Source organism: Arthrobacter endolithicus (assembly GCF_026627425.1).
Lineage (GTDB): Bacteria > Actinomycetota > Actinomycetes > Actinomycetales > Micrococcaceae > Arthrobacter_M.
On record NZ_JAPNLH010000004.1, the window covers coordinates 220344 to 245942 of the forward strand.

Annotated in this window: 19 protein-coding genes, 1 tRNA gene and 1 pseudogene; 16 read left to right on the forward strand and 5 right to left on the reverse strand. The window is 63.6% G+C overall.

The genetic code is table 11. The features are described from left to right. Positions 1-5 precede the first annotated feature (5 nt). On the forward strand, positions 6-779 hold the full coding sequence (gene hisF, locus OS914_RS05480) for an imidazole glycerol phosphate synthase subunit HisF (RefSeq protein ID WP_267545083.1): 774 nt from the start codon (positions 6-8) through the stop codon (positions 777-779). 79 nt (positions 780-858) lie between these two features. Here the strand turns inward: hisF and OS914_RS05485 are convergent, their stop codons facing one another. Then, positions 859-1503 carry a TIGR03085 family metal-binding protein gene (locus tag OS914_RS05485; protein WP_267545052.1) on the reverse strand — a complete coding sequence of 215 codons (645 nt, stop codon included), beginning with the start codon at positions 1501-1503 and terminating at the stop codon, positions 859-861. 134 nt (positions 1504-1637) lie between these two features. Between OS914_RS05485 and hisI the strand changes: the two genes are divergently transcribed. The 11 genes from hisI (at position 1638) to pyk (ending at position 17460) form a co-directional block, all read left to right on the forward strand. After that, positions 1638-2045: a phosphoribosyl-AMP cyclohydrolase gene (hisI, locus tag OS914_RS05490; protein WP_267545053.1), complete on the forward strand. Its 408-nt coding sequence runs from the start codon at positions 1638-1640 to the stop codon at positions 2043-2045. Between the two features lie 72 nt (positions 2046-2117). Next, complete coding sequence (locus OS914_RS05495; protein WP_267545054.1) at positions 2118-3701, forward strand: anthranilate synthase component I; 1584 nt, start codon at positions 2118-2120, stop codon at positions 3699-3701. 29 nt (positions 3702-3730) lie between these two features. After that, positions 3731-4429 carry a Trp biosynthesis-associated membrane protein gene (locus tag OS914_RS05500; protein ID WP_267545055.1) on the forward strand — a complete coding sequence of 233 codons (699 nt, stop codon included), beginning with the start codon at positions 3731-3733 and terminating at the stop codon, positions 4427-4429. Between the two features lie 124 nt (positions 4430-4553). After that, positions 4554-4838, forward strand: a complete 285-nt coding sequence (locus tag OS914_RS05505) for an HGxxPAAW family protein (RefSeq protein ID WP_267545056.1) — start codon at positions 4554-4556, stop codon at positions 4836-4838. A gap of 2 nt (positions 4839-4840) precedes the next feature. Beyond that, complete coding sequence (gene trpC / locus OS914_RS05510) at positions 4841-5692, forward strand: indole-3-glycerol phosphate synthase TrpC (RefSeq protein WP_267545057.1); 852 nt, start codon at positions 4841-4843, stop codon at positions 5690-5692. A gap of 48 nt (positions 5693-5740) precedes the next feature. Beyond that, a complete protein-coding gene (gene trpB, locus OS914_RS05515; protein ID WP_267545058.1) occupies positions 5741-7237 on the forward strand; it encodes a tryptophan synthase subunit beta in 1497 nt (498 codons plus the stop codon). Continuing rightward, positions 7234-8115 carry a tryptophan synthase subunit alpha gene (trpA, locus tag OS914_RS05520; protein ID WP_267545059.1) on the forward strand — a complete coding sequence of 294 codons (882 nt, stop codon included), beginning with the start codon at positions 7234-7236 and terminating at the stop codon, positions 8113-8115. The genes trpB and trpA overlap by 4 nt, the downstream gene beginning before the upstream one ends. A gap of 4 nt (positions 8116-8119) precedes the next feature. After that, the gene (lgt, locus tag OS914_RS05525; RefSeq protein ID WP_267545060.1) at positions 8120-9391 is read left to right on the forward strand and encodes a prolipoprotein diacylglyceryl transferase; all 1272 of its coding nucleotides are present in this window, start codon (positions 8120-8122) and stop codon (positions 9389-9391) included. Positions 9392-9687: 296 nt separating this feature from the next. Further along, complete coding sequence (gltB, locus tag OS914_RS05530; RefSeq protein ID WP_267545061.1) at positions 9688-14451, forward strand: glutamate synthase large subunit; 4764 nt, start codon at positions 9688-9690, stop codon at positions 14449-14451. Further along, entirely contained in the window at positions 14444-15916 is a 1473-nt protein-coding gene (locus tag OS914_RS05535) for a glutamate synthase subunit beta (RefSeq protein WP_267545062.1), read from the forward strand. The genes gltB and OS914_RS05535 overlap by 8 nt, the downstream gene beginning before the upstream one ends. Before the next feature lie 71 nt (positions 15917-15987). Beyond that, complete coding sequence (pyk, locus tag OS914_RS05540; protein WP_267545063.1) at positions 15988-17460, forward strand: pyruvate kinase; 1473 nt, start codon at positions 15988-15990, stop codon at positions 17458-17460. A gap of 98 nt (positions 17461-17558) precedes the next feature. Here the strand turns inward: pyk and OS914_RS05545 are convergent, their stop codons facing one another. Then, positions 17559-18176: an ANTAR domain-containing response regulator gene (locus tag OS914_RS05545; RefSeq protein ID WP_267545064.1), complete on the reverse strand. Its 618-nt coding sequence runs from the start codon at positions 18174-18176 to the stop codon at positions 17559-17561. 159 nt (positions 18177-18335) lie between these two features. On the opposite strand from OS914_RS05545, the gene OS914_RS05550 reads away from it, so the two are divergent. The 3 genes from OS914_RS05550 to OS914_RS05560 all read left to right on the forward strand — a co-directional run bounded on the left by OS914_RS05550 (position 18336) and on the right by OS914_RS05560 (position 20899). Then, positions 18336-18416: transfer RNA gene (locus OS914_RS05550), tRNA-Leu, on the forward strand. A gap of 87 nt (positions 18417-18503) precedes the next feature. Then, the gene (locus tag OS914_RS05555) at positions 18504-19634 is read left to right on the forward strand and encodes a tyrosine-type recombinase/integrase (RefSeq protein WP_267545065.1); all 1131 of its coding nucleotides are present in this window, start codon (positions 18504-18506) and stop codon (positions 19632-19634) included. A gap of 923 nt (positions 19635-20557) precedes the next feature. Further along, complete coding sequence (locus tag OS914_RS05560; protein ID WP_267545066.1) at positions 20558-20899, forward strand: VanZ family protein; 342 nt, start codon at positions 20558-20560, stop codon at positions 20897-20899. Positions 20900-21221: 322 nt separating this feature from the next. Here OS914_RS05560 and OS914_RS05565 read toward each other — a convergent pair. Then, positions 21222-22229 (reverse strand): annotated as a pseudogene (locus OS914_RS05565) (ISL3 family transposase); the annotation flags it as partial. A gap of 77 nt (positions 22230-22306) precedes the next feature. Here OS914_RS05565 and OS914_RS05570 point away from each other — a divergent pair. Next, the gene (locus OS914_RS05570; protein WP_267545067.1) at positions 22307-23665 is read left to right on the forward strand and encodes an IS256 family transposase; all 1359 of its coding nucleotides are present in this window, start codon (positions 22307-22309) and stop codon (positions 23663-23665) included. Between the two features lie 26 nt (positions 23666-23691). On the opposite strand, the gene OS914_RS18175 is transcribed toward OS914_RS05570, so the two are convergent. Both OS914_RS18175 and OS914_RS05575 read right to left on the reverse strand, forming a co-directional pair. After that, the gene (locus tag OS914_RS18175) at positions 23692-24024 is read right to left on the reverse strand and encodes a transposase family protein (RefSeq protein WP_420713870.1); all 333 of its coding nucleotides are present in this window, start codon (positions 24022-24024) and stop codon (positions 23692-23694) included. A 921-nt stretch (positions 24025-24945) separates the two neighbouring features. Beyond that, complete coding sequence (locus OS914_RS05575) at positions 24946-25392, reverse strand: hypothetical protein (protein ID WP_267545068.1); 447 nt, start codon at positions 25390-25392, stop codon at positions 24946-24948. Positions 25393-25599 lie beyond the last annotated feature (207 nt).

Below are 25599 nucleotides of genomic sequence, written 5' to 3' on the forward strand. Positions count from 1 at the left end.
CAATGATGGGTGTAGCAATCCGGGTCATTCCGTGTCTGGATGTGGACGCAGGCCGGGTGGTCAAGGGCGTGAAGTTCCAGGGCCTGCGGGACGCGGGGGACCCGGTGGAGCTGGCGCACCGCTACGATCGTGGCGGCGCCGATGAACTGACGTTTTTGGACGTGACGGCATCATCTGGGAACCGCGACACAACCTTTGATGTGGTGGCGCGGACGGCCGAGGAGATCTTCATCCCGCTGACAGTAGGCGGCGGCGTCCGCGGTGTGGCCGACGTGGACAAGCTGCTGCGCTTTGGCGCTGACAAGGCATCGATCAATACTGCTGCAGTGGCGAGGCCGGAGGTCATCGACGAGATCACCCGGCAGTTCGGATCCCAGGTGCTGGTGCTCTCCGTGGATGCCAGGCGGACACGTGGAGACGTTATGACGCCGTCGGGCTTTGAAGTCACGACCCATGGCGGACGGCAGGGGACCGGGATTGACGCGGTGGCCTGGGCGCGCGAGGCTGCCGACCGCGGCGTCGGGGAAATCCTGCTCAACTCTATTGACGCGGACGGAACCAAGCAGGGCTTCGATCTGGAGCTGATCCGCTTGGTCCGGGCAGCGGTCCGCGTTCCCATCATCGCCTCCGGAGGCGCTGGCGAGCCGGCACATTTCCCGCCTGCCGTTGCCGCGGGAGCCGATGCCGTACTAGCTGCGTCGGTCTTCCACTTCGGGCCGGACGACGCAATCGCCCAAGTCAAGACCGCGATCCGCCAGGCCGGCTTCGAAGTCCGGTAGAGGGTCGCCATCCGTTAAAGTCAGGTCCGCGGTCCGTTAGGGATAGCGTCGCTGTGGTTTTCCCGGCTACAGCAGGGACCTAGAGGCCCACTTCGGCGGTCTGCAGCAGGGCGACGGCATCGGGCTGGCCCTCGAACGTGACCAGCGCATGGCCGGTCCTCCCGTGCGCGTGCATCAGCAGCTCGCCGGGTTCGCCCACGATGGCCACGGAAACGGCGGCACGCTTGGCGACGTGCCGGGGCCCGGAGGGACAGACCAGGACTATGCCCAGGTCAACGCCCCGGTACAGAATTGCTGCGCGTTTGACCAGTTCGTCCCAGAGTGCGTCCGAATAGGCTCGGTCCAACGCCCGCGGCGCCCAGCGGGGCATTGCACGCCGCACGTCTTCGGTGTGGATGAAATATTCGATCAGGTTGGAGCTTTCGTCCACTGCCTTGATTTTCAGCGGGGAGAGCTTGGGTGGCCCGGCCCGGAAATCCGCGACCAACCGGGAGTACGCCTCGACGGTTCCGGACTTTTCCGCCAGCTTGGCGGTCGCTTTGTCCGAGGCCCGGTTGAGGGCTTTGATCAGCACGCCGAGCCCCACCTTGGCATGGCGTTCGCGCAGGTACAGATGCGCCGCCAGCTCCTGGGTGCGCCAACCAGCGCAGAGAGTGGCGGCGCCGGGCCCTGCTGCGAGCAGGGTTTCGGCCAGGACTTCGCGGGAAGGATCTACAAAATGCATCACTTGTGAAATTAGCACGCCCTCATCTGTTTTAGGGTTGTGAACCGCCGCAGTTGCTGATTACGATCTGTTGCCCCGCGCTGTTACGGGCGCCCGAACGTCAGCTTACGCCGGTGGCACTAGAATTGAAGGCGATGTCTGCTGAGCCGAACGCCCCGTCCCCTTCCGGCAGCACCGCTGGGTCCAGCGCCGACTTCGTCCTTCCCGAGGACATTGCGGCGCGGCTCAAACGTGACGCCGCCTCCCTGGTGGCCGCGGTCATCCAACAGTTCGACAGCCGGGAAGTGCTGATGCTGGGCTGGATGGATGACGAAGCGCTGCGCCGGACGTTGAGTTCGGGCCGGGTGACGTTCTATTCGCGCTCCCGCCAGGAATACTGGCGTAAGGGCGATACCTCGGGCAACGTGCAGTATGTAAAGTCCGTGGCTCTGGACTGTGACGGCGACGCCTTGCTGATCATGGTGGATCAGGTAGGTGCTGCCTGCCACACCGGCAGCCGGACCTGCTTCGAAGGCCGTGATCTTGACGCCGTCGTCGGCTAGGTTTCCTCAGCACAGTCCCCGGCAGAGTCCGTCCAGAATTGAAGTCCACCTACAAAGAAGGTCGCCGTACACATGCAGGAGCTAGGCGTGATCAGCCCGACCCTTAAGGAGTTCCGGCTGTTGGCCAGGACCAGGCGCGTGATTCCCGTGCGGCTGAAGGTCCTTGCCGATGCCGAAACGCCGATCGGTCTGTACCGCCGGCTGGCTAAGGGTCAGCCGGGTACGTTTCTGATGGAATCCGCCGCGATGGGAGGCGTCTGGTCGCGATATTCGTTCATCGGCGTCCGGTCCCGGGCCACGTTAACGACGGACGACGGCGCCGCCTGCTGGCTGGGCGAGGCACCCACGGGCGTGCCGTTGGGTGGCAACCCGGTGGAAGCTGTCCGGGCGACGATCAATGAACTGCGCACCGAGCGCTTCGAGGGGCTTCCGCCGTTTACCTCCGGTCTGGTCGGTTTTGTCGGCTGGGAATCGGTGCGGCATTGGGAGAAACTTCCGTCCCCGCCGGAGGATGACCTGCAGCTGCCCGAGCTGGCGCTGAATCTGGTCGCGGACATGGCCGTCCATGACAATGCCGAGGGCAGCGTGCTGCTGATTGCCAACGCCATAAATTACGACGGCAGCACCGACCGGGTGGATGAGGCCTGGCATGATGCGGTGTCACGCGTGAACACGATGCTGCAGCAGATCAGCACACCGGTGGCGCAGCCGGTCTCCGTGCTGAACAGCACCGACGCGTCATCCTTCGCGGACCGGGTCCGGCAGCGCTGGGCCGAGCCGGAGTATCTGGCCGCAATCGACAGGGGCAAGGAAGCCATCGTGGAAGGAGAGGTCTTCCAGGTGGTCATTTCACGCCGCTTCGAGATGGAATGTGACGCTTCGCCGCTGGATGTCTACCGCGTACTGCGCACCACGAACCCGAGCCCGTACATGTACATCTTCAGCTTTGAAGATGCCAAGGGCCGCCCCTTCTCCATTGTGGGGTCCTCGCCGGAGTCGCTGGTGACGGTGACGGGCGAGGAGGTCATCACCCACCCGATTGCCGGCTCCCGGCCGCGGGGCGGGAGCGTGGAGGCGGATAAGGCCCTGGCCGATGAACTGCACGCCGATGCCAAGGAACGCGCCGAGCACCTGATGCTGGTGGACCTGGCGCGCAATGATATTTCCAAGGTTTGCGTCCCGGGTTCGGTGGACGTCACCCAGTTCATGGAGGTGGAGAAATTCAGCCACATCATGCATCTGGTCTCCACCGTCGTCGGCACACTGGGACCGGAGTACACGGCCTACGACGTGCTGGCCGCAACGTTCCCCGCCGGAACCCTTTCCGGTGCGCCGAAGCCCCGGGCGCTGCGGCTGCTCGACGAGCTCGAGCCGCACCGGCGGGGCATTTACGGCGGTGTGGTCGGGTATCTGGACTTTGCCGGCGATATGGACATGGCCATCGCCATCCGCTCCGCGTTGCTCCGAGATGGCCGCGCCTATGTGCAGGCCGGCGGTGGAATTGTTGCCGATTCCGACAATGCAACCGAGGCGCAGGAATCCGTCAATAAGGCAGCGGCACCGCTGCGGGCAGTGCATGCCGCCGCCTCGCTGCAGACCATCGCCGCGGATTTCAGCCACCCCTCCTTTAGCGAGAGCCTCAGCGACTTTCGATGACTGACCCGAAGATTGTGAGCAAATCTAGCATGCGTGAAGATTCCGTCGAACGGACGCAGACAAAGCCCGACGGCGGGGGAGCTGCCGGCCGGCGAACAGGGCGGCTGCGGCGCAAGTCCACGCTGATCATGCTCGCCGTCATCAGTTCGCTGGTGGTCTTCGGGACCACAACGCAGACCTGGGTGCACGTCAAGCTCGGGCAGGGTGTGGTTCAGCAGGCGGATCTGAACGTTGCCGGCAGCAAAGCGGCGACGGCGGTCACAGCGTTGGCGCTGGTGGCACTGGCGGGCGCGCTGGCGGCCTCGATCGGCCGCAGGGTCTCGCGCGTCGTGGCGGCGGTCATCATTTTCCTGGGGGCCGTCGGCATCATTGTCTCTTCCCTCGCCGTCGTGCTAAACGCGCAGGCAGCCGCGGCCGGACCCGTGGGGACGGCGACCGGGGTCACCGGCCAAAGTTCGGACGTGACGACGACGGCGTTCCCACTGATCGCAACAGCTGCCGCCGTGGTTTTGGCGCTGACAGCGGTACTAATCGCCTGGCTGGGCCGGACCTGGAACCAGCGGACCAAATACGATTCCAGCGGCGCCGGCGCCGGCCGCCGTACCGCAGCACCGGCCGGTTCGGCAGCCGGCTCAGCTGATCCGACGGCTGTACCGGCGAGGCCCGAGGTGCGCGATGACATTGACAGTTGGGACGAGCTCAGCCACGGAAACGATCCGACAGCCTAAAACGCTGGCCCAAGATCGACGGGACCGGAACGTCGGGACCGTCGTGCGAGAGGCAACGCGGGGAACTAATGGCAGAATGGAAGCAGTAGCAGTTTGGCGGAAATCAGCACGAGGGAGATTTAGCATGAGCAACAGGAGCGCTACCACGGGCCGGAGTGCCGCAGCGACGGAAGACATTGACCATTCGGTTGAGTTGGGCCACGGAAACAGCCCGGCGGCTTGGACCACGGTTGCCATCATGCTCTTTGGTGCCGCGATCGCCTGCATAGCCTTCATGATGGGGCCGCCTGCCACCGTGCTGTTCATCATCGGCGTGGTCATCATGCTCATTGGCCTGGGCGTGGGCTACGGCCTGCGGGCGGCCGGCTACGGGGTAGGCGGCCACAAGCTCAAGAGCGACGGACACTAGGCGTGAGCGTTCTCGACGACATCATTGCCGGGGTCCGGGAAGATCTCGAGGCGCGCAAACAGAAGGTCAGCCTGGCCCAGCTGCAGGACCTGATTGCTGCCCGGCCGCCGGCCCTGGATGCTTGGGCGGCCCTGGGCGGCGACGATTCGCCACGGGCGGGGCTTAAAGTCATCGCCGAGGTCAAGCGGCGCAGCCCATCCAAGGGTCCGCTGGCCGAAATCGCCGATCCGGCTCTGTTGGCGGCCCAATATGCTGATGGCGGCGCGGCCGTCATCAGTGTGCTGACCGAGCAGCGCCGGTTCGGCGGCTCATTGGCGGATCTCGATGCGGTTCGTGCCGCCGTCGGCATTCCCGTGCTGCGCAAGGACTTCACCTGCGATCCATACCAAATCTGGGAAGCCCGGGCCCACGGCGCGGATCTGATCCTGTTGATCGTCGCAGCGCTGACCGATGCCGAGCTGGCAGGGTTCCTGGCCTTGGCAGATGAATTGGGCATGAACGTCCTCGTGGAAACGCACACCAGCGAGGAAGTTCAACGCGCGGTCGCAGCCGGGGCCCGGATCATTGGCGTCAACGTGCGCAATCTAAAGACCCTGGACGTGGACCGCTCCGTTTTCGGTTCGCTGGCCGGGCTCATCCCCGCCGAAGCCCTGGTAGTGGCCGAATCCGGGGTCCGTGATGCCGACGACGTCAGGCACTATGCCGGTCACGGTGCCAACGCCGTCCTGGTCGGTGAGGCGCTGGTCAGCCATGCCACACCGGGGGAGCGGATCGCCGAGTTCGGTTCCGCGGGTGCTGCTGCCGTCAGCGCCGCGGCCATTGCCACCGCAGGCTCCGGCCACGCCCTTTCCTGACCACCGTATTCGCCAACAGCCAACTTTTAGAACAGGACGGTCGGACCGATGGCCACCACGCCAGCAGCTTCGCCCCAGGACCATCCCGCGGACGCCTTTCTCAGCGGGGCCACCCGCCCCGCCGAAGGCACGAGCATTGACGCGGCCGCCGGCCCGGACACCGGCACGCGCGCTGACGGGGCCGCCGGCCCAGCAGCCCGCACCGGAAGCTTTCGGCACGCCGCCGGACCGTACTTCGGCAGCTACGGCGGCCGCTGGATGCCCGAGTCCCTGATCGCCGCCTTGGATGAGCTGGAGGAAACCTTCGAAAAGGCGAAGGTTGATCCGGATTTCCTGGCCCAGATTGCGGACCTGAACAAGAACTATTCCGGCCGGCCGTCCCTGCTGACCGAGGCAAAGCGCTTCGCCCTGCATGCCGGGGGCGCCCGGATCTTCCTCAAACGTGAAGACCTCAACCACACCGGTTCGCATAAGATCAACAATGTTCTGGGGCAGGCCCTGCTGGCTAAGCGGATGGGCAAGACCCGGGTCATCGCCGAAACCGGGGCCGGGCAACACGGCGTGGCCAGCGCGACGGCGGCGGCGCTGCTCGGGCTCGAGTGCGTGGTGTACATGGGGGCCGAGGACTGCCGCCGGCAGGCGCTGAACGTGGCGCGGATGCAGCTGCTCGGCGCCACCGTGATTCCCGTGACGAACGGATCGCAGACACTCAAGGACGCCATCAATGAGGCCCTTCGGGACTGGGTGGCCAATGTGGACAGCACCCATTACCTGCTCGGGACGGCAGCCGGAGCCCATCCGTTCCCTGCCATGGTCCGGTTCTTCCATGAGGTGATCGGCGAAGAGGCCCGGGCGCAGATCCTGGAGCAGACCGGCCGGCTGCCCGACGCGGTGTGCGCCTGCATTGGCGGCGGTTCCAACGCCATCGGAATCTTCCATGGTTTCCTTGACGATCCATCCGTGCGCCTTTACGGTTTCGAGGCCGGGGGCGACGGCGTCGAAACGGGACGGCACGCCGCGACGATTACGCTCGGCCGCCCGGGTGTGCTGCACGGCGCGCGCTCCTATCTGATGCAGGATGAGGACGGCCAGACGGTCGAGTCGCATTCCATTTCCGCCGGGTTGGATTACCCGGGGGTCGGACCGGAGCATGCCTACCTGGCGGACATCGGCCGGGTCAGCTACGAGCCGATTACCGATGCCGAGGCAATGGATGCCTTCCAATTGTTGTGCCGGACCGAGGGGATCATTCCCGCGATCGAATCGGCGCACGCGCTGGCCGGCGCCATCAAGGTGGGCCAGCGCCTCACAGCGGATCAGGCCGATCCCGCGGAGACCATCATTGTGATTAACCTTTCCGGACGGGGCGACAAGGACGTAGAAACGGCCGCGGCCTGGTTTGACCTGATCGATGCCGAAACCGCAGCCGAAGCGTCGGCGGAAGCGGTCATCCGCGCGGCCGATACCGCAGCCGATCAGGTCTCTGCTGCGGCATCTGGCACCCCATCCCATGCGGCCGAAGCCAACCGGCGGAACGGAAAATGACTGTGGACCCCAACGTAAGTGGTTCGACTGCGGAAACGCCCGGCACGGAAAGTTCCAGCCCGGAAACTCCGGGCGCACCCAGCAAGAGTGCCGCAGCCATTGACCGCGCCAGGGCGCAGGGCCGCGCGGCCCTGATCTGCTACATTCCGGCGGGGTACCCGGATGTCCAGACCACGATCGACGCCGGCATCGCGTTGGCCCGCAACGGTGCCGATCTGATCGAGATCGGTATTCCGTACTCGGACCCGGTGATGGACGGCTCCGTGATCCAGGCCGCGACCACCGAGGCGATCGCTAACGGATTCCGGGTTTCCAGTATCTTCGACATCGTCGCCGGCATCACCGCCGCGACCGACGCGGCAGTGTTGGTGATGACGTACTGGAACCCCGTTCTGCGCCTGGGCGTGGATGAATTTTCCCGCCGGCTGGCCGCGGCCGGGGGCGCGGGGCTCATCACACCTGACTTGATTCCCGAGGAGGCTTCGCAATGGCTGGAAGCCTCGCAGAAGTACGGCCTGGACCGGGTCTTCCTGGTGGCGCCGTCATCCACCCCCGAGCGGCTGGCGAGGACCGTAGAGGCCAGCCGCGGCTTCGTCTACGCGGTGTCCATCATGGGTGTCACGGGCACTCGGACGGCCGTGAGCAGTACCGCAGAGCAACTCGTCGCTGACACCCGAGCCGCCGGAGCCGCCCGTGTCTGCGTTGGCCTGGGAGTGAGCAACGCCGACCAGGTGCGGGAAATCGCCGGCTATGCCGACGGCGTCATCGTCGGGACCGCCCTCGTGGCAGCCCTGCGCGACGGCGGCGTGCCGGCACTGGCCGACCTGACCACAGACCTCAGCTCCGGGCTGCTGCCCGCCGGCACGGAAGCGCACTGATCCGATGAGAACTGTGATTGAATCTGCCCTGACAGCGCTGCCCGCCAGCATTCCCGCCCCGGTCTGGTCCGGCTTCGATATTTCGCTCCCCACCGGGACCCTGCGGATCCACGCGTACGCACTGTGCATTCTCGCCGGTATCATCGCCGCGACGGTCTTGACGCATATTCGCTGGACCAAGCGGAAGGCACCGGTTGGGTCCATCTGGGACATCGCCATCTGGGCCATCCCGATGGGCATCATTGGCGGCCGCCTGTACCACGTTTTCTCCTCCCCGGACGCCTACTTCGGTCCCGGCTACCGGGGCGGCGGAGACCTGTGGCTGATCCCGCAGATCTGGCGCGGCGGCCTGGGGATCTGGGGCGCGGTAGTGCTCGGCGTCGTCGGCGCCTGGATCGGATGCCGGCGCGCCGGTGTCAAGCTCCCGGCGTTCATCGATGCCGCGGCGCCGGGCCTATTGCTGGCGCAGGGGCTTGGCCGCTGGGGAAATTACTTCAATCAGGAACTCTTCGGCGGCCCCACCACGCTGCCGTGGGGGCTGCAGGTGGATCCGTCCAATGTGAATTTCCCCGCCGGGTACGCGGCGGACACACTTTTCCACCCGACGTTCCTCTACGAATCGCTATGGGACCTGGCCGGCGTCGCGCTGCTGCTGCTGCTGGACCGCAGGTTCCACTTCCGCCGCGGCCGCCTGTTCTGGCTCTACGCGATGTACTACACGCTGGGCCGCGTGTGGATCGAGCTGTTGCGCATCGACAATGCAGAGCAGATCACGTTCTTCGGCATCACCACGCGGCTGAATGTCTGGACCAGCATTCTGGTCTTTGTGGCCTCCGCGGTCATCTTCCTGGTCCTGACGTTCTACCGGGGCAAGGGCAATGATGACACCGTCCTGCTGGCGGGCAGGGAATCCGCGGCTGGACACGACGGCGACGCCGATTCGGGTCCCGGCGGCCGGTCCGATGCGGGTTCCGACGGCGGGTCCCACGTGGGTTCCGACGGAGCCGGCAATAGGATGAGCCCCGCGTCCGAGTCTGACAGGGCAGCGAAAGCCGATGGCGTGGCGGGCGGCGCAGCGGGGGCAACCCGCGCGGTCGGGGTCGTTGACCGTCCCGAAACCGACCGCGCGGTTCCTTCCGGTCCAGCCGCCGTCGGGCATTCCGATCTGAAGACTGCGGATGTCCAGAATGCGGACGCTTTGTCCAGCACTCGGGAAAAGCCCGCAGCGCGTGATAATCTCGCCGATACCGGGGAAGGGGAAATCTCCGGTACCTAGGCTCCACAGCTCCGCGGGATACCACGGTCGCGGCGGAGCCAGGGCGGGCCGCTCCGGGTTATCACCCGAAGGTCCACCGCCCAGGATGCGGCCCGGAAACGGGCCGGGACAGTGGAACCACCTGCAGCCACTGCCATTCCTGGAAGCACTGGCGTCCTAAGAACGTTAGAACAGCCGTGACGACTGTCATATAATTTGCACTAGAAAATTAGCGCGGCCGGTTTTGTGCCGTCCGTTGCGCCGGGCCAATGTTGTCCCCTCCGTACGCTCCATTAGGGGGAAGGACTAGAAACGCCATGATTCATATCCCATCCGGTGCGCCGGTTCACACCAGCGCACCGCCAGAGGCCACCGGTCCGCAGGTTCACACCAGCGCACCGCTGAGGGCCACCGACGCGCAGGTTGCACCGCCGTCCCCGGTGCCCGAATCCCCGTTCCGCCGTTATGCGCAATTGCCCGCAGCGCAGGGCCTTTACCAGCCGGAGCAGGAAAAGGATGCCTGCGGTCTGGCCATAGTCGCAACGCTGCGCGGCGAGCCAGGGCATGACATCGTGGACGCCGCGCTCACCGCGCTGCGCAATCTCGAACACCGGGGGGCCGTCGGTGCGGACGAAGGCACCGGTGACGGGGCCGGCCTGCTCACCCAGATCCCGGACGAATTTTTCCGCGCCGTCACGGCCTTCGCGCTTCCCGCGGCCGGGCAGTACGCCGTCGGCACCGCGTTTTTGCCCCCGGAGGCAGCCGAGGCTGAGCTGGCCAAGGCCGGGCTGGAAGCCCTGGCCGAGGACGAGGGCCTGACCGTCCTTGGGTGGCGGGAGGTCCCCATCGTTGAGGGTCTGGTCGGCGCGATGGCCAAGGCCTGTATGCCGCGCTTTGTCCAACTCTTCGTGGCCATGCCGCAGGCTGACGCCGACCCGGCCGTCCGGTTGGATACCCGGCAGCCGGCCACCGGGCAGCCGGACAGCCGGCAGCCGAACGACAGCCAGCAGGACGACAGGGCCCTGGATGCGAAGGCCTTCCGGCTCCGCAAGCGCGCACAGAACAAGTTCGGCGTCTACTTCCCCTCGCTGTCCTCCCGAACCATCGTGTACAAGGGCATGCTGACCACCGCCCAGCTGGAGCCGTTCTACCCTGATCTCTCGGACAGCAGATTCAAGACCCGGCTCGGGATTGTGCACTCGCGGTTTTCCACCAACACCTTCCCGTCCTGGCCGCTGGCGCAGCCGTTCCGCACCATCGCGCACAATGGTGAAATCAACACCGTCAAGGGCAACCGGAACTGGATGCGCGCCCGCCAGTCCACCCTGAGCGCCCCGTTGCTTGGCGATACGCCGGAGGATCTGTTCCCGATCTGCACCCCGGGTGCTTCCGATTCCGCATCCTTTGATGAGGTCGCTGAACTGCTCTGGCTGGCCGGCCGCCCCATCACCCAGGCCATCATGATGATGCTCCCGGAGGCCTGGGAAAACCATGCCACCATGGATCCGGCGCGCCGGGCCTTTTACGAATACCACTCCATGTTGATGGAACCGTGGGACGGCCCCGCCGCTGTCTCCTTCACCGACGGCACGATGGTGGGCGCCACCTTGGACCGCAACGGTCTGCGGCCGGGACGGTATTGGATCACCGAGGACGGGCTGATTATCTTTGCGTCAGAAGTGGGCGTGATCGACATCGAGCCGGCGAAGGTGGTCAAGAAAGGCCGGGTGTCCCCGGGCAAGATGTTCCTGGTGGACACCGATGCCGGGCGGGTCATCTCCGATTCGGAGATCAAAGACGAGCTGGCCGGCGCCAATCCCTGGGGCGAGTGGGTGCGGGATAACGTGATCAAACTCGCTGATCTGCCCGAACGTGAGCACGTGGTCTACACCCGGGCCTCGGTCAACCACCGGCAGCGCACCTTTGGGTACACCCAGGAGGAACTGCGGATCCTGATCGGGCCAATGGCCCGCTCCGGGGCCGAACCACTGGGCGCCATGGGATCGGACACCCCGATTGCCGTGCTGTCCCAGCGCCCCCGGCTGCTCTTTGACTACTTTGTCCAGTCCTTCGCCCAAGTCACCAATCCGCCGCTGGATGCCATCCGCGAGGAGCTGGTCACCTCGCTGAACTCCAGCATCGGGCCGCAGGGCAATCTGCTCTCGCTCCAGGAGGTCCGGCAGCCGCAGCTGGCCCTGCCGTTCCCGGTGATCAACAACGACGAACTGGCCAAGATCGCCAACATCGAAAACCCCGCGGGGGATAGGGTGGCCGTCCGGGTGCGCGGTTTGTACAAGCCCGACGGCGGCGAGGGCGCCCTGCGCGCCCGGCTGGCGGAAATCTGCGAGCAGGTTTCCGGCGCGATTAACCGCGGCGTGCAATATGTAGTGTTGTCGGACCGGGACTCCAACGCGCAGTGGGCGCCGATCCCTTCCCTGCTGTTGCTCAGTGCGGTGCACCATCACCTGCTGCGCAGCGCCAACCGGACCAAGACTGCACTGGTGGTGGAGGCCGGGGATGTCCGCGAGGTGCATCACGTGGCGGCCTTGGTGGGCTACGGCGCCGCTGCGGTGAACCCGTACCTGGCGATGGAAAGTGTGGAGGAACTGATCCGCACCGGTGACATCACCGGCGTAAGCGCCGAGGAAGGCGTTTACAACCTAATCAAGGGTCTCGGTAAGGGCGTGCTGAAAATCATGTCCAAAATGGGGATTTCCACGGTGGCCTCCTATTGCGGAGCGCAGACGTTTGAGGCCCTGGGCCTGTCCCAGGATCTGGTGGACGAGTTTTTCTCCGGGACCAATTCCCAGCTTGGTGGGATCGGTCTGGGCGTGATCGCGGCGGAAGTCGCCGCGCGGCACGCCATGGCGTATCCGGCCGACGGCGTCGAGGAGCCGCACCGGCCGCTGCTCAACGGCGGGGAATACCAGTGGCGCCGCGAGGGCGAGCCGCACCTGTTCAACCCGGACACCGTCTTCCGGCTGCAGCACGCCACCCGCGAGCGGCGCTACGACATCTTCAAGCAGTACACCAGCGGCGTCGATGATCAGTCCAAAAACCTGATGACGCTGCGCGGTCTGCTGAAATTCAAGGACGGAGTGCGCCCGGGCGTGCCCATCGACGAGGTGGAATCCGTGGCCAGCATCGTCAAGCGCTTCTCCACCGGAGCAATGAGTTACGGGTCCATCTCGCAGGAGGCGCACGAGACGCTCGCCATCGCGATGAACCAACTCGGGGCGAAATCCAACACCGGCGAGGGCGGCGAGGACGTGGACCGGCTGCTGGACCCGCAGCGCCGCTCGGCTATTAAGCAGGTTGCCTCCGGCCGGTTCGGTGTTACCAGTCTGTACCTGACCAACGCCACGGACATTCAAATTAAAATGGCGCAGGGTGCCAAGCCCGGCGAGGGCGGGCAGCTGATGGCCCGCAAGGTCTACCCGTGGATCGCCAGCACGCGGCATTCCACGCCCGGCGTCGGGCTCATATCGCCGCCGCCGCACCACGACATCTACTCGATTGAGGATCTGGCCCAGCTGATCTATGACTGCAAGCGGGCCAATCCCTCGGCCCGGGTGCACGTCAAGCTTGTCTCCGAAGTCGGGATCGGCACGGTGGCGGCCGGCGTGACCAAGGCCAAGGCCGACGTCGTCCTGGTTTCCGGGCACGACGGCGGCACCGGCGCCAGCCCGCTGAACTCCCTCAAGCATGCCGGCGTCCCGTGGGAACTGGGCCTGGCGGAGACGCAGCAGACGCTGATGCTCAACGGGCTCCGGGACCGTGTGGTGGTGCAGGTGGACGGCCAGCTCAAGACCGGCCGCGACGTGGTGATTGCCGCGCTGCTCGGCGCCGAGGAGTACGGCTTCGCCACCGCGCCGCTGGTGGTCTCGGGCTGTGTGATGATGCGGGTCTGCCACCTGGACACCTGCCCGGTGGGCGTGGCCACGCAGAATCCTGAGCTGCGCCAGCGCTTCACCGGCAAGCCCGAGTTCGTGGTCAATTTCTTCGAATTCCTGGCCGAGGAGGTCCGCGAGATCCTCGCGCAGCTTGGCTTCCGCAGCCTCGAGGAGGCCATCGGCCATGCCGACACGCTCGATGCCCGCGCGGCGATCAACCATTGGAAGGCCGAGGGCCTGGATCTGGATCCGATTTTGGCGGGCATGGATTTCGACGCCGACGCGCCGCTGCGCAATCTGGTGCCGCAGAACCACGAGCTGGACAAGCACTTTGACCAGCAGTTGATTACTCTCAGCGCCGAGGCCCTTAGCGACCGGACCCCGGTGAAGATCTCCGTCGGTGTGGTGAACACGGACCGCTCCGTGGGCACCATGCTCGGCTACGAGGTGACAAAGAAATTCGGCATCGAGGTGCTGGCTACGGACACCATCGACGTCACGCTGACCGGCCAGGCCGGTCAGTCACTGGGCGCCTTCCTGCCGGCCGGCATTACGCTGCGGCTCTTCGGCGACTCCAATGACTATGTCGGCAAGGGGCTCTCCGGCGGAAGGATCATGGTGCGGCCGGACCGCACCAACGTTTTCCCGGCACAGGACAATGTGATTGCCGGAAACGTGATCGGCTACGGCGCCACCAGCGGGGAGATGTTCCTGCGCGGCCAGGTGGGGGAGCGGTTCCTGGTGCGTAACTCGGGCGCCGTCGCCGTGGTCGAGGGTATTGGTGATCACGGCTGTGAATACATGACCGGCGGCCAGGCCCTGATCCTGGGACGGACCGGGCGCAATTTTGGCGCCGGGATGTCCGGCGGGACGGCATACGTGCTGGATCTGCAGCCGGCCAAAGTCAATATCCAGAGCCTCGATTCCGGCGAACTGCAGCTGCTGCCCCTGGACGAGCAGGACCGCAGCCTGGTCAGGGATCTGCTGAGCCGGCACTACCAGGAAACGGAGTCAACGCTCGCCGCACGGCTGCTGGCGGATTTCGAGGCCACGGCCGCGCGCATCACCAAGGTTTTGCCGCGGGATTACGCCGCCGTACTGCAAACGCGCCAGGACGCGGCCAACGAGGGTCTTGACCCGAACGGGCCCGAAGTCTGGCAGAGAATTCTGGAGGTTACCGGTGGCTGATCCACAGGGATTTTTGAAGGTACGTGACCGTGTTACCCAGCCGCGCAGGCCGGTGCCGGTGCGCATTATGGACTGGAAGGAAGTCTATGAGGCGCAGGAGAAAGGCGTCCTGCGCAGCCAGGCCGGGCGCTGCATGGACTGCGGTGTCCCGTTCTGCCACCAGGGCTGCCCGCTGGGCAACCTGATTCCGGAATGGAACGACCTCACCTGGCGGGACAAGGGTGAGGAAGCGGTGGAGCGGCTGCATGCGACGAACAACTTCCCGGAATTCACCGGACGGCTCTGCCCGGCACCGTGTGAGTCCTCCTGCGTTTTGGGTATCAATCAGCCGGCGGTGACCATCAAACAGGTGGAAGTCTCCATCATCGAACAGGCCTTTGACCAGGACTGGGTCAAGCCGCTGCCGCCGGCCCGGCTCACCGGGCGGACCGTTGCCGTCATTGGTTCCGGTCCCGCCGGCCTGGCCGTGGCCCAGCAGCTGACGCGCGCCGGGCACACCGTGGCCGTCTACGAGCGCGATGACCGGATCGGCGGACTGCTGCGCTACGGCATCCCCGACTTTAAGATGGAAAAGCATTACCTTGACCGCCGGCTGGAACAAATGACGGCGGAGGGGACGCGGTTCCGTCCCGGCGTGCAGGTGGGCACCGACGTTTCCTGGGAGCAGCTGCGGCGCCGCTACGACGCCGTCGTCATCGCCACCGGCGCGACCGTGCCGCGGGACCTGGACATCCCCGGCAGAGAACTGGACGGCGTGCACTTCGCCATGGACTACCTGGTGCAGGCGAACCGGGCCGTGGCCGGAGATGCTGTCACCACCGCTGCCGGGCAGGGCCGGATCGACGCCCGCGGTAAGCACGTGGTGATCCTGGGTGGCGGCGACACCGGAGCGGACTGCCTCGGCACCGCACACCGCCAGCAGGCAGCCTCCGTGACCACACTCGCTATCGGCCTGCAGCCACCGGCAGAGCGCGCCGCTCACCAGCCGTGGCCCACCTTCCCCACGCTGTTCGAAGTGGCAGCCGCGCATGAGGAAGGCGGCGAGCGGACCTACCTGGCCTCCACGGTGGAATTCGTTGGCCAGGACGGCGTGCTGACGGCCATCAAGGTTGCCCAGACGGAGTTCGTCAACGGCCGCCGCGTCCCCAAGGCCGGCACCGAGCGGGAGATCCCGGCGGATCTGGTCTTCCTTTCCCTCGGATTCACCGGCCCCGAACCGGCCGGCATCACCGAACAGATCAACGCCGAATTCGACGTGCGCGGAAACGTCGTTCGGGACGGCTACTACATGACCAGCACCGAGGGCGTCTTTGTTGCAGGCGACGCCGGCCGCGGGCAGTCACTCATTGTCTGGGCCATTGCCGAGGGCAGAGCCTGCGCCGCCGCCGTGGACAAATTCCTCTGCGGAGAGACACTGCTGCCCGCGCCCGTCGCACCAACCGACGTGGCGGTCAGCGTGCTGTAACGACCCGGCAAATTCACCCGCTGTTAATTCTTCCAAGATTGTTAGTTAAAGAACTCCATTAGGGTAGGTACATGAGACGCGCAAAAATTGTTGCCACATTCGGACCGGCTATTGCCAGCTATGAGAACACCCTGGCAGTGCTTGAGGCCGGGGTGGATGTTGCCCGGATGAACATGAGCCACGGTGACTACGGAGTGCACGACACGACCTACGAAAACGTCCGGAAGGCCGCCGCCTCGCTCGGTAAACCGGTGGGCATCATGGCCGACCTGCAGGGCCCGAAAATCCGACTGGGCCGCTTCGTGGACGGACCCCATGCGCTGGCCGTCGGCGACGTCTTCACCATCACTACCGAGGACGTCCCGGGCACCCAAGACGTCTGTTCCACCACACTCAAGAGCCTGCCCGAAGACGTCAACGTCGGTGACATCCTGCTCATCGACGACGGCAAGGTCTCGCTGCGCGCCACCGCGGTCGACGACGTCAAGGTCACCACCGTGGTCACCGTTCCCGGCGTCGTCTCCAACAACAAGGGCATCAACCTGCCCGGCGTCGCCGTCAACGTCCCCGCCCTGAGCGAAAAGGACGAAGACGATCTGCGCTGGGCGCTGGCGCGCGGCGTGGATCTGGTGGCGCTCTCCTTCGTCCGCGATGCCACCGACATCGACCGCGTGCACCAGATCATGGACGAGGAAGGCCGCCGCGTACCGGTGATCGCCAAGATCGAAAAGCCGCAGGCCGTCGAACACCTGCCGGCCATCATCGACGCATTCGACGCCATCATGGTGGCCCGCGGAGACCTCGGCGTGGAACTGCCGCTCGAAGAGGTGCCGATCGTGCAAAAACGCGCCATCGAACTGGCCCGCCGCTGGGCCAAGCCCGTCATCGTCGCCACCCAGGTGCTCGAATCCATGATCGAGAGCCCGCGCCCCACCCGCGCCGAGGCTTCCGACTGTGCCAACGCCGTCCTTGACGGTGCCGACGCCGTCATGCTCTCCGGCGAAACCAGCGTCGGGAAGTTCCCGATCGAAACCGTGAAGGTGATGGCCCGGATCATCGAATCCACCGAGGTCCACGGACTCGAACGTGTGCCGGCTCTTGGCACGCAGCCGCGCACCCGCGGCGGTGCCATCACCCGCGCCGCCGTCACCATCGCGGACCAGCTCGACGCCAAGTACATCTGCACCTTCACCCAGTCCGGGGATTCCGCCCGCCGGCTCTCCCGGCTCCGCCCGGTCAAGCCCGTCTTCGCCTTCACCCCGGATCAGCATGTCTGGAACCAGCTGGCGATGGCCTGGGGAATCCAGCCCATTCTGGTGCCGATGGTGCACCACACGGACGAAATGACCGAGCAGGTGGACAAAATCCTGCTGGAGAAGGAGCTGGCATCCGACGGCGACCTGGTGGTCATCGCTGCCGGCTCCCCTCCCGGCCAGGCCGGTTCCACGAACTCGCTGAAGGTCCATAAGATCGGCGACCTGGCCGACTTCAGCGCGACCGGAAACCCGAACAGGGAAAAAGTGGGTCCGTGGCCAACCCACTGACCTGACCTGACTTGACTTGACCTGACGCGCATCCGGAACGCCCGCGGGCCCGCACCACAAAGGTGCGGGCCCGCCGGCGTTCGCCCGCCGTCGTCGACTCAGTTGACCTGGTTGATGATCGTCTCCGCGACCTCGCGCATGCCCAGCCGGCGGTCCATCGACGTCTTCTGGATCCAGCGGAACGCCTCCGGCTCCGACAGCCCCATCTTCGTCGTCAACAGGCTCTTGGCCCGCTCCACCAGCTTCCGCGTCGCGAACTGCTCCTGCAGATCACTCACCTCCGCCTCCAGCGCCCGGATCTCCTCGTGGCGCGACAACGCAATCTCGATCGCCGGCATCAGATCCGCCGGCGTGAAGGGCTTGACCACATACGCCATGGCACCGGCATCCCGCGCCCGCTCCACCAGCTCCCGCTGGCTGAACGCCGTCAGCAGAACCACCGGGGCAATCCGGGCCTTGACAATCTTCTCCGCCGCCGTAATCCCGTCCATCACCGGCATCTTCACGTCCATCAGCACCAGATCCGGCCGCAGCTCCTCCGCCAGCTGCACCGCCTTCTCACCATTGTCCGCCTCGCCGACCACGTCATATCCCTCGCCGCGGAGAATCTCCATAATGTCCAGGCGGATCAGTGTTTCATCTTCGGCGACCACCACGCGGCGGGCCGGAGCGGGGGTGGACGCAGCGGACGGCGTGGGTTCCGATTGTTCTGACACGAGGGCTCCTTGAAAGCGGTATTGCTGGGTAACGGGACTCTGGGGCGTTCAGCAGTACACGCCGCCGGCCAGAGACTCCAGTTCTACGATTTAGCCTATCGGCATGTAGAGTAGTTTTTCGCATGGGTGAGGGTTTTTGCTCTTTATCTCACGTGGAAGGCCCGAGTGGCGGAATGGCAGACGCGCTGCACTCAAAATGCAGTATCGAGAGGTGTGTGGGTTCGAGTCCCACCTCGGGCACAGTATTACCGCAGGTCAGAGACATATTGGTCCTTCAGTTGTTGACAAAACTACAAAATTCGTTGACAGCCACGTAGAATTATCTACGTGGCCAGCATTCGTATACGCACGAAAATGGACGGTTCGCAGACCTACACCGTCATGTGGCGCGACCCCGAGACGAAGACGCAGCAGGGCATGACCTTCACGTCCGAGTCCGAAGCTGCCACCGTCAAACGGCTTCTGGACGCCAACTGTCAGTCATTTGAAATGGTCCAGGAAGTATTGCTGCGGGCAAAGCGCAAAGTGCCAACTGTTGCGGCCGTGATCCAGGAACACATCGACCTGCTGGTTCGGCCCTCCTCTGGGACCATGCGTACGTACCAAACCATGCTGGATCTTCACATCAAACCGGTCCTGGGTGGAATCCCCATCGATGAACTCAATTTCCGCGACATCACGGAGTGGATTCGCGCAATGCAAAAGAAGGGGAAGTCGGCCAAGACGATCAAGAACAACCATTCTCTGGTTTTTTCGTCCATGGAGATGGCTGTGCGACTGAAGTACCGGTCAGATAATCCATGCCGTGGCGTTCAGCTGCCATCGGGGAATCGTGTCGAAGATGACGCCCGCTTCTTGACGCACGCAGAGTTTGGACAAATCCTCGCCCTGATGCCGGAGCGCTACAAGGACTTCACGCAGTTTCTCGTCATGACAGGTACACGCTTCGGTGAGGCGACGGCCGTTACTGTTGCTGACGTCGACTTATTGTCCAAGCCGGCGACCGTGAGGATCAGCAAGGCTTGGAAGCGCGATGGCAACAATGATTTCTATGTTGGACCGACGAAAACCGGAGCGGGCAAGCGTACGGTCTCCTTGGCCCCGGATCTTGTGGAAATCCTGATTCCCTTGGTCGCCAGTCGGCAGGGGACTGACCTGCTCTTCACGACGGGAACCGGTGGCCGTATTGCCCACAGTGTCTACTGGCAAAAATGCTGGGTGCCGACCGTGAAGTCCGCCCAGGTGGCAGGACTCAAAAAGTTGCCGAGAATCCACGACCTGAGGCATACTCACGCTTCGTGGTTGATCCAAGATGGGGTATCGCTTTTCACGATCTCTCGTAGGCTCGGCCACGCATCAACTCGCACCACGGAAGAGGTCTACGGTCATCTCATGCCGCAGGCGCTCCTAGATGGGGCAGAGTCTGTGCAACGCTCCGCGAGAATCTGGGGAGGGTAGGTCTTCAGCTAAAAGCCATGGTAGAGGTCCTACGGACGTTCACGAATATCGGGCACGGGCATCAGCCCGGGAACCGATCAAGCGTTGATGTGGCGTCGTAAGGGGGTGGGGGAGAACTTCCCTGCTCTTGGCGATTTCCTCCAAGTGCTCGTCGGTGAACACGATCTTCCCTTTGCCCCATTTCAGATGGGGGAACTCGCAAGTGGCCGCGCCAGTCCGAAGCCACGATTCCGAGCAATGGAGTAACTCCGCAGCCTGCTGGGGTTCGTAGAATTCGCGTTTCATGGCGTGGTTCTTTCTTCCTTCTGGATTGGTTTGAATCGCGTGTCGGAGTTTTCCAAATTCTCTGGCCTACCGCTATCCCATGCCAGCGCCAAGCTGGCATGTCCCTTAGGGGATCTTGATTTTCCTGAGAGCCTAGCCATCGCACTCTCCTAGACTAGGGTGACCTTCACTACTCCATGGTGCGAAAGCAATAAAACTACATGACCTGAGGTCGTGTATCGGAAAAACGCGGATACGTAGTCCCGCTACTGCTCGAGAACGTCCGGCGGGACCGGAGCTGTTGCGGTGTCGGACCTGACCATTTCCGAAGCCCCGGGGGTGAGGGTTCGCTTCTATTGCCCAAGTAACGAGCCGATACCTCACAGGAGGACGACAGGTTCTCGTTGTAACGTCCTACTGGATGGATGTACAACCGCAACCCACCGCAGCCACGGATGATGTGCCGAGCTGGCGATTGACCACGAAACGGGCGAAAGCGGAGACTGTGGCCACCTTCGCCGTGTTCGCTCTCTACGCGGCCTTTCTCCTAAAGCTGCTTCTCTTCTCTCGCGCACCGGGTTCGGAGAGATCGATCATTCTCATCCCGTTCGCGACTATCGCGGGATATGTGTCCAGCCACCGGTTCCGGGACCGGTAGAGTGGCATTCGCCAACGTCGTCCGGAACGTTTTGATCTTCATCCCGCTTGGCGTCTATGTATCGTGGCTCCGACATTGGGCGGCCGTATGGCTGACCGTGCTCACGGTCGCCTCGGTCAGCGTCGCTGTAGAGATCATCCAGGGCGTGTTTGCGGTTGGAGCATCGGACATCGATGACGTGATCCTGAACTGCGTCGGAGGAATCATGGGAATCCTCACCTTCAGGCTGCTTTCAGTGATCCTGCGCGACCAATCCCTAGTGCGGACCGCGATGGCCGTGTTGTCACTGCTTGCGCTGCCCGTCTGGTGCTACTTCCTCTTCGGCGTCCGACTACACATGTGAGCACACCCACGATCCTCGACCCCACAGCAGAGCGACCACCCAGAGGTCAACCAGGTCCGCAGCGGGGTGCGGGTGCGGTCGAAGGTCGTCCCGGGCACCACCGACGTTCGGCGCGAGCAGGAGTGAGGGATCGTACCTAGCGACGCTTGTGTAAGCCTGTCCAACATAACGTCTCAGTAGTTCTGAACCAGGTTGACATACTCACCCCTTAGCGTGAATTTCTGCACCGATCCTCCCCAGACCCCAAACTCGGGACGGGTTTGTGGACATCCCAGTGGGGCTCTTCGCGTTTCGTGGTGAATACCAGCCCGCTGAGATGAATTCAGGCCACCGTCCTGGCGGCACTTCTTAGCAGGATACGTGATTGATAGTTGTTTGGGTTACGGAACCCGCGGGCAATCCTTTTGATGTTTTTGATCATCGTGTTTGCTGCCTCAACCTTCGCGGTGGTGACGCGGGTGGCCAGCAGTGTTTGGATCTCTGGCCACCACTTGTTCACGGTCTTTTGCAGCCGGTCTGTTTCCTTCATCGCAGCAGCCTTGACCTGGCGCTCAAAGAAGGCTTTGCGGTCTTCCACGCTGGCCGGGTTGGTGGCGGAGAGCATCAGACGGAGGGCTTCCTTGACGCCCCAGGCTGCGACGAGTTCCTTGCTTGGGTCATCGGTGGCGAAGACGTCATCGAGGCGCTTCTTCCCAGCGTCGGAGAGGGTGTCGTAGCCGCGCAGCAGCAATTGCCGGTGGGCCCATGCCTTGTCTGTTTTCAGGCCGCGGCGCCCGTTCTGTTCCCGGGAGACCCGTTGGCGGACCTGGGTGAGCATGTCGTTGGCCAAAAGCACCAAGTGGAAGTGATCGACGCTGACGGCGGCGTCGGGCAGGTTCTCGCGCAGGGCCTTTCGGAAAGCGGCCGACGGGTCGATGCCGACCGTCTCAATGCAGGAAAGCCAGGCGGTGGGGCGGGCTTTGAGCCAGGCCCCGATCCCGCGGCTGTCGCGGCCGTCAACGATGCCCAGAACCTGGCCGGTGTCGACGTCCACGATCGTTGACATCCACGGCTCGTACCGGGTCCACTTCTTGCTCTGCTGGTCTTGAAGCCAGCGCACGGAACGGTAGCGGTGCTCATCAATCCCGAGTCGTGCCGGGGCTAGTAAGTCCACGGAGGGCAGCGCCGCGGCGGCGGCGACCACGACGGTGTTGACCAGCCACCATGACACGCCGAACGCTGTCGCGACTTCTGATGCGGCCCGGCCGGAATCGATGACGGCGTCCTTGAGGGTTTCCTTCAGCCGTGCGGTGGAACGGGCGAACCGCGGCACTTGAGGTGTCGACTCGGAAAATGTCTTTCGGAGAGGGTGTCAGATGGTTTGTGTAAGGAATGGGAATCCTTACTGATTGGAGAATCATTGTGAGCATGACTGATACCAGAAAACTGGATGCAGGGACGTTGGCGCAGAGAGTAGCTGCGGTAGGAGATGTCGAGGCGTTGAAGTCCTCGGGGGCCTTTGACGAAGTGATGGAGCAGATCGATTCGGGCACGCTGGAAATCGATGGGAAGAACGGCTTTCTGGGGCAGATGATCAAGGCCGTCCTCGAACGCGGTCTGCAGGCGGAATTGACCGCGGAGCTGGGCTATGAAAAAGGAGACGCTGGGGCCCGGTTAGCGGCGAATTCCCGTAATGGCTCGTACCCGAAAACGGTGGCGACGATCGCGGGGGATGTGGAACTTGCGATCCCGCGCGACCGGGCGGGGAGCTTCGTCCCGCAATTGGTACCGCGGGGAACGAGGCGCACCGGGGGCCTGGATGACATGATCATCAGCCTCTATGCCGGCGGCATGACGGTGCGTGATATCGCCCATCACTTGGAAGCAACGATCGGTACCGAGCTGTCCAGGGAGACTATTTCCAAGATCACCGATGAGGTTCTCGATGAGGTCATGGCCTGGCAGTCCTGGCCCTTGGAGCCGATCTACCCGATCATGTATTTGGACGCGATCGTCGTGAAAATACGTGATGGTCATCATGTGAAAAACAAAGCCGCGCACATCGCCATCGGTGTTGATCTGGAGGGCATCAAGCACGTCTTGGGCATCTGGATTCAGGAAACCGAAGGAGCGAAGTTCTGGGCTGGAGTCTGCTCTGAACTCGCCAACCGGGGTGTGAAAGACGTTCTCATTGTCTGCTGTGACGGGCTCACCGGCTTCCCCGACGCGATCCAGGCCACGTGGGCCAGCGCGACGGTCCAGACCTGCGTGGTGCACCTGATTCGGGCCGCGAACCGGTTCGTCTCCTACGGCGACCGTAAGCAGGTCTCTGCCTGCCTGCGGCCGATCTACACGGCGCCGACCATAGAAGCCGCTCTGACAGCCCGTGAGGACTTCGCAGCCTCGGCGATGGGGCAGAAGTATCCTGCAGCGGTGAAAACGTGGGAAAGCGCCTGGGAGCAGTTCATCCCGTTCCTGGCGTACCCGCCGGCTCTACGGAAGATCATTTACACCACGAACGCGATCGAGTCCTTGAACTACCAGCTACGCAAAATCATCAAGAACCGCGGGCACTTCCCCAACGATCAGGCGGCTGTGAAACTGCTCTGGCTCTCGATCTGCAACATCGAGGACAAACGCGCCCGCGAACGGATGAAGAAACGCAAAACCGGCAAAGACACCCAAGGCGTCCACCTCGTCGAAGGAGCCTCCACGACCGGCTGGAACCAAGCACTAGGACACCTGGTGATGATCTACCCCGAACGCCTCAACGCACACCTAAAATAAAACAAGATTCCGTTCCCTTACACAAACTACTTGACACGCCCCTTTCGGACACAAAGAGTCTCGTCGCAAAAGAGCCGGCGCTTGGCCCACATGAGCCTCACCCGACCAGCGACAAGGATGTCCCGAACCCGCTGGATCCGGCGCGAATGGACCCGAGACGCCAGAACGGCGCAACTAGGGCAAGCTGTCGGGAAGTCCGAGGTAACCGTGACGACACGGATGCCGGCGCCATCGTCATTGATGACGGAGATGACCTGATAATCAGGCAGATTGAAGAGAGTCGTCGCCGCATCCGGGCACGACTGGGTAGGCTGGATCAAGGCTCGTGGTTCCTGACTCGAGAAGAATGCTAGACACATCCATCTCAGCAGGGCCGCGAGCTCCTACTTTGCTACGACACGAACCCCAGATTCACCACGAACCGTGAAGAGCCCCCAGTGGTGCCCCTAGTAAGATCACAGCCCAGCCCTCGAAGCAGGTTTATTTGGACGGCCGGCAAATACAGGCCGGACCACTTCCCCATGGACTAAGACACCGGGGCCGTCTTACCCGCCGGGGAACAAGGGTTCTTTTCAGCAATGACGACCATGGCCGGCAGTGCACTGCCACCTTGGACGGGCACAGGAACCTCCGGAGGGGATGAGTTTTCAGGCGCCTGGGGGGATTGACGCTGAGATGCTATCCGTTCTGACACCACACCTACCGGGCGCCGCGCACGCCAAAAATGAAACCACCAAGACAAACCAGACCTGCACGAACACTAAAAACAGTCTCTGAACTGGCCAAATGATTAATTTAGTGTCCAGCAGCTATAGCATTATATGAACATTAAGACTAAAATAGAAGTATGACAACAACCCCAGCCCAACTGATCATCTACACCAAGCCGTCCGGCTGCTTTGGCTGCCGGAAGACCAAAGAGCTCTTCACCGCTGCCGGCGTTGAATTTATACATCACGGGGTCGCCACAGGAAACGGAAAAATCGTACGTAAGGCATCGCCGAGGTACATACGCCAATGGCGTGGCAGTTTGTTGATGGATGCTGTGCCAACAGGCGTCCGCAACGAGAACCTTGAGCGGATACCTCCGCAGCCGGCTTGGGGCAATCTTGTTCCTGTTGGGGGTGGAATAGGATACGCCCTAAATGGGGCAATGCCTAAGGTGAAGGGGCACCAATGCGCGGAAAGTAGCGCTAGGGTCCCCAGCCCTCATCAAGTACTCTCAGCGCCAACGGCTGTACCGCTAGTCCCCAATGCCGGTGACGTGGGAGACTCGCTGACTACTCCTGTTGCTCGCCCAGGGCTTTCGCAGCCATCGCCTTAGCCTCCGCCACCGGGACGCTGCCGCCGCGCTCCGCGTAATGCTCCATGACCCGTACCGTCAGGGTTTCCAGGGTGTCGTCGGACGTGACCGGAATCTGGAAGCTGACCGTCTTCCGTTCGGGCTTGGAAGGGGTGAGGCGTTTGATCTTCGCGATGGCCTCCTCTGCAGCTGACCGGTCCTGTTCCCTCCGTGCGACAGTTGCTGCCCGTACCCGCTCCTTGGCTTTGCGCTTCCTGGCAACAAATAGCCAGATGACCAGGGCGGCCCCCGCCATGAGGACGAACAGAATGGTTATAGCCACCGGGTTCCCCTGCCATAGTCCGCCGATGAATCCTCCTATCAGGAGGAACAGCAGTACAGGGCCGATAAGCTGCTGCTTTTGCCTGGTCGTGAGGAGTGCCATGATCAGAGGCTACCCCGACGCACCGACTCGCAGAGGGTGCCCAGGCGCTTTTTATGGCGAGTGACGACCCGATGCCGTCCGTGGGTGCTCCCGGGCCTGCGTCAGGGAGTTCGGAGAGACCTGCGCCGGAGTGATCGCTACCCCCGTTACCCCCCCCCCATTTTCCACAATCCCTTCTACGATGTATACGATTTTCTCCACCCTGTC

Bases quoted from the DNA above. Each gene is read 5' to 3' on its own strand.
- hisF (WP_267545083.1), top strand. From the start codon at position 6: ATGGGTGTAGCAATCCGGGTCATTCCGTGTCTGGATGTGGACGCAGGC.
- OS914_RS05485 (WP_267545052.1), bottom strand. From the start codon at position 1,503: ATGCATTTTGTAGATCCTTCCCGCGAAGTCCTGGCCGAAACCCTGCTC.
- hisI (WP_267545053.1), top strand. From the start codon at position 1,638: ATGTCTGCTGAGCCGAACGCCCCGTCCCCTTCCGGCAGCACCGCTGGG.
- OS914_RS05495 (WP_267545054.1), top strand. From the start codon at position 2,118: ATGCAGGAGCTAGGCGTGATCAGCCCGACCCTTAAGGAGTTCCGGCTG.
- OS914_RS05500 (WP_267545055.1), top strand. From the start codon at position 3,731: ATGCGTGAAGATTCCGTCGAACGGACGCAGACAAAGCCCGACGGCGGG.
- OS914_RS05505 (WP_267545056.1), top strand. From the start codon at position 4,554: ATGAGCAACAGGAGCGCTACCACGGGCCGGAGTGCCGCAGCGACGGAA.
- trpB (WP_267545058.1), top strand. From the start codon at position 5,741: ATGGCCACCACGCCAGCAGCTTCGCCCCAGGACCATCCCGCGGACGCC.
- trpA (WP_267545059.1), top strand. From the start codon at position 7,234: ATGACTGTGGACCCCAACGTAAGTGGTTCGACTGCGGAAACGCCCGGC.
- lgt (WP_267545060.1), top strand. From the start codon at position 8,120: ATGAGAACTGTGATTGAATCTGCCCTGACAGCGCTGCCCGCCAGCATT.
- gltB (WP_267545061.1), top strand. From the start codon at position 9,688: ATGATTCATATCCCATCCGGTGCGCCGGTTCACACCAGCGCACCGCCA.
- pyk (WP_267545063.1), top strand. From the start codon at position 15,988: ATGAGACGCGCAAAAATTGTTGCCACATTCGGACCGGCTATTGCCAGC.
- OS914_RS05570 (WP_267545067.1), top strand. From the start codon at position 22,307: ATGACTGATACCAGAAAACTGGATGCAGGGACGTTGGCGCAGAGAGTA.
- OS914_RS18175 (WP_420713870.1), bottom strand. From the start codon at position 24,024: ATGTGTCTAGCATTCTTCTCGAGTCAGGAACCACGAGCCTTGATCCAG.
- OS914_RS05575 (WP_267545068.1), bottom strand. From the start codon at position 25,392: ATGGCACTCCTCACGACCAGGCAAAAGCAGCAGCTTATCGGCCCTGTA.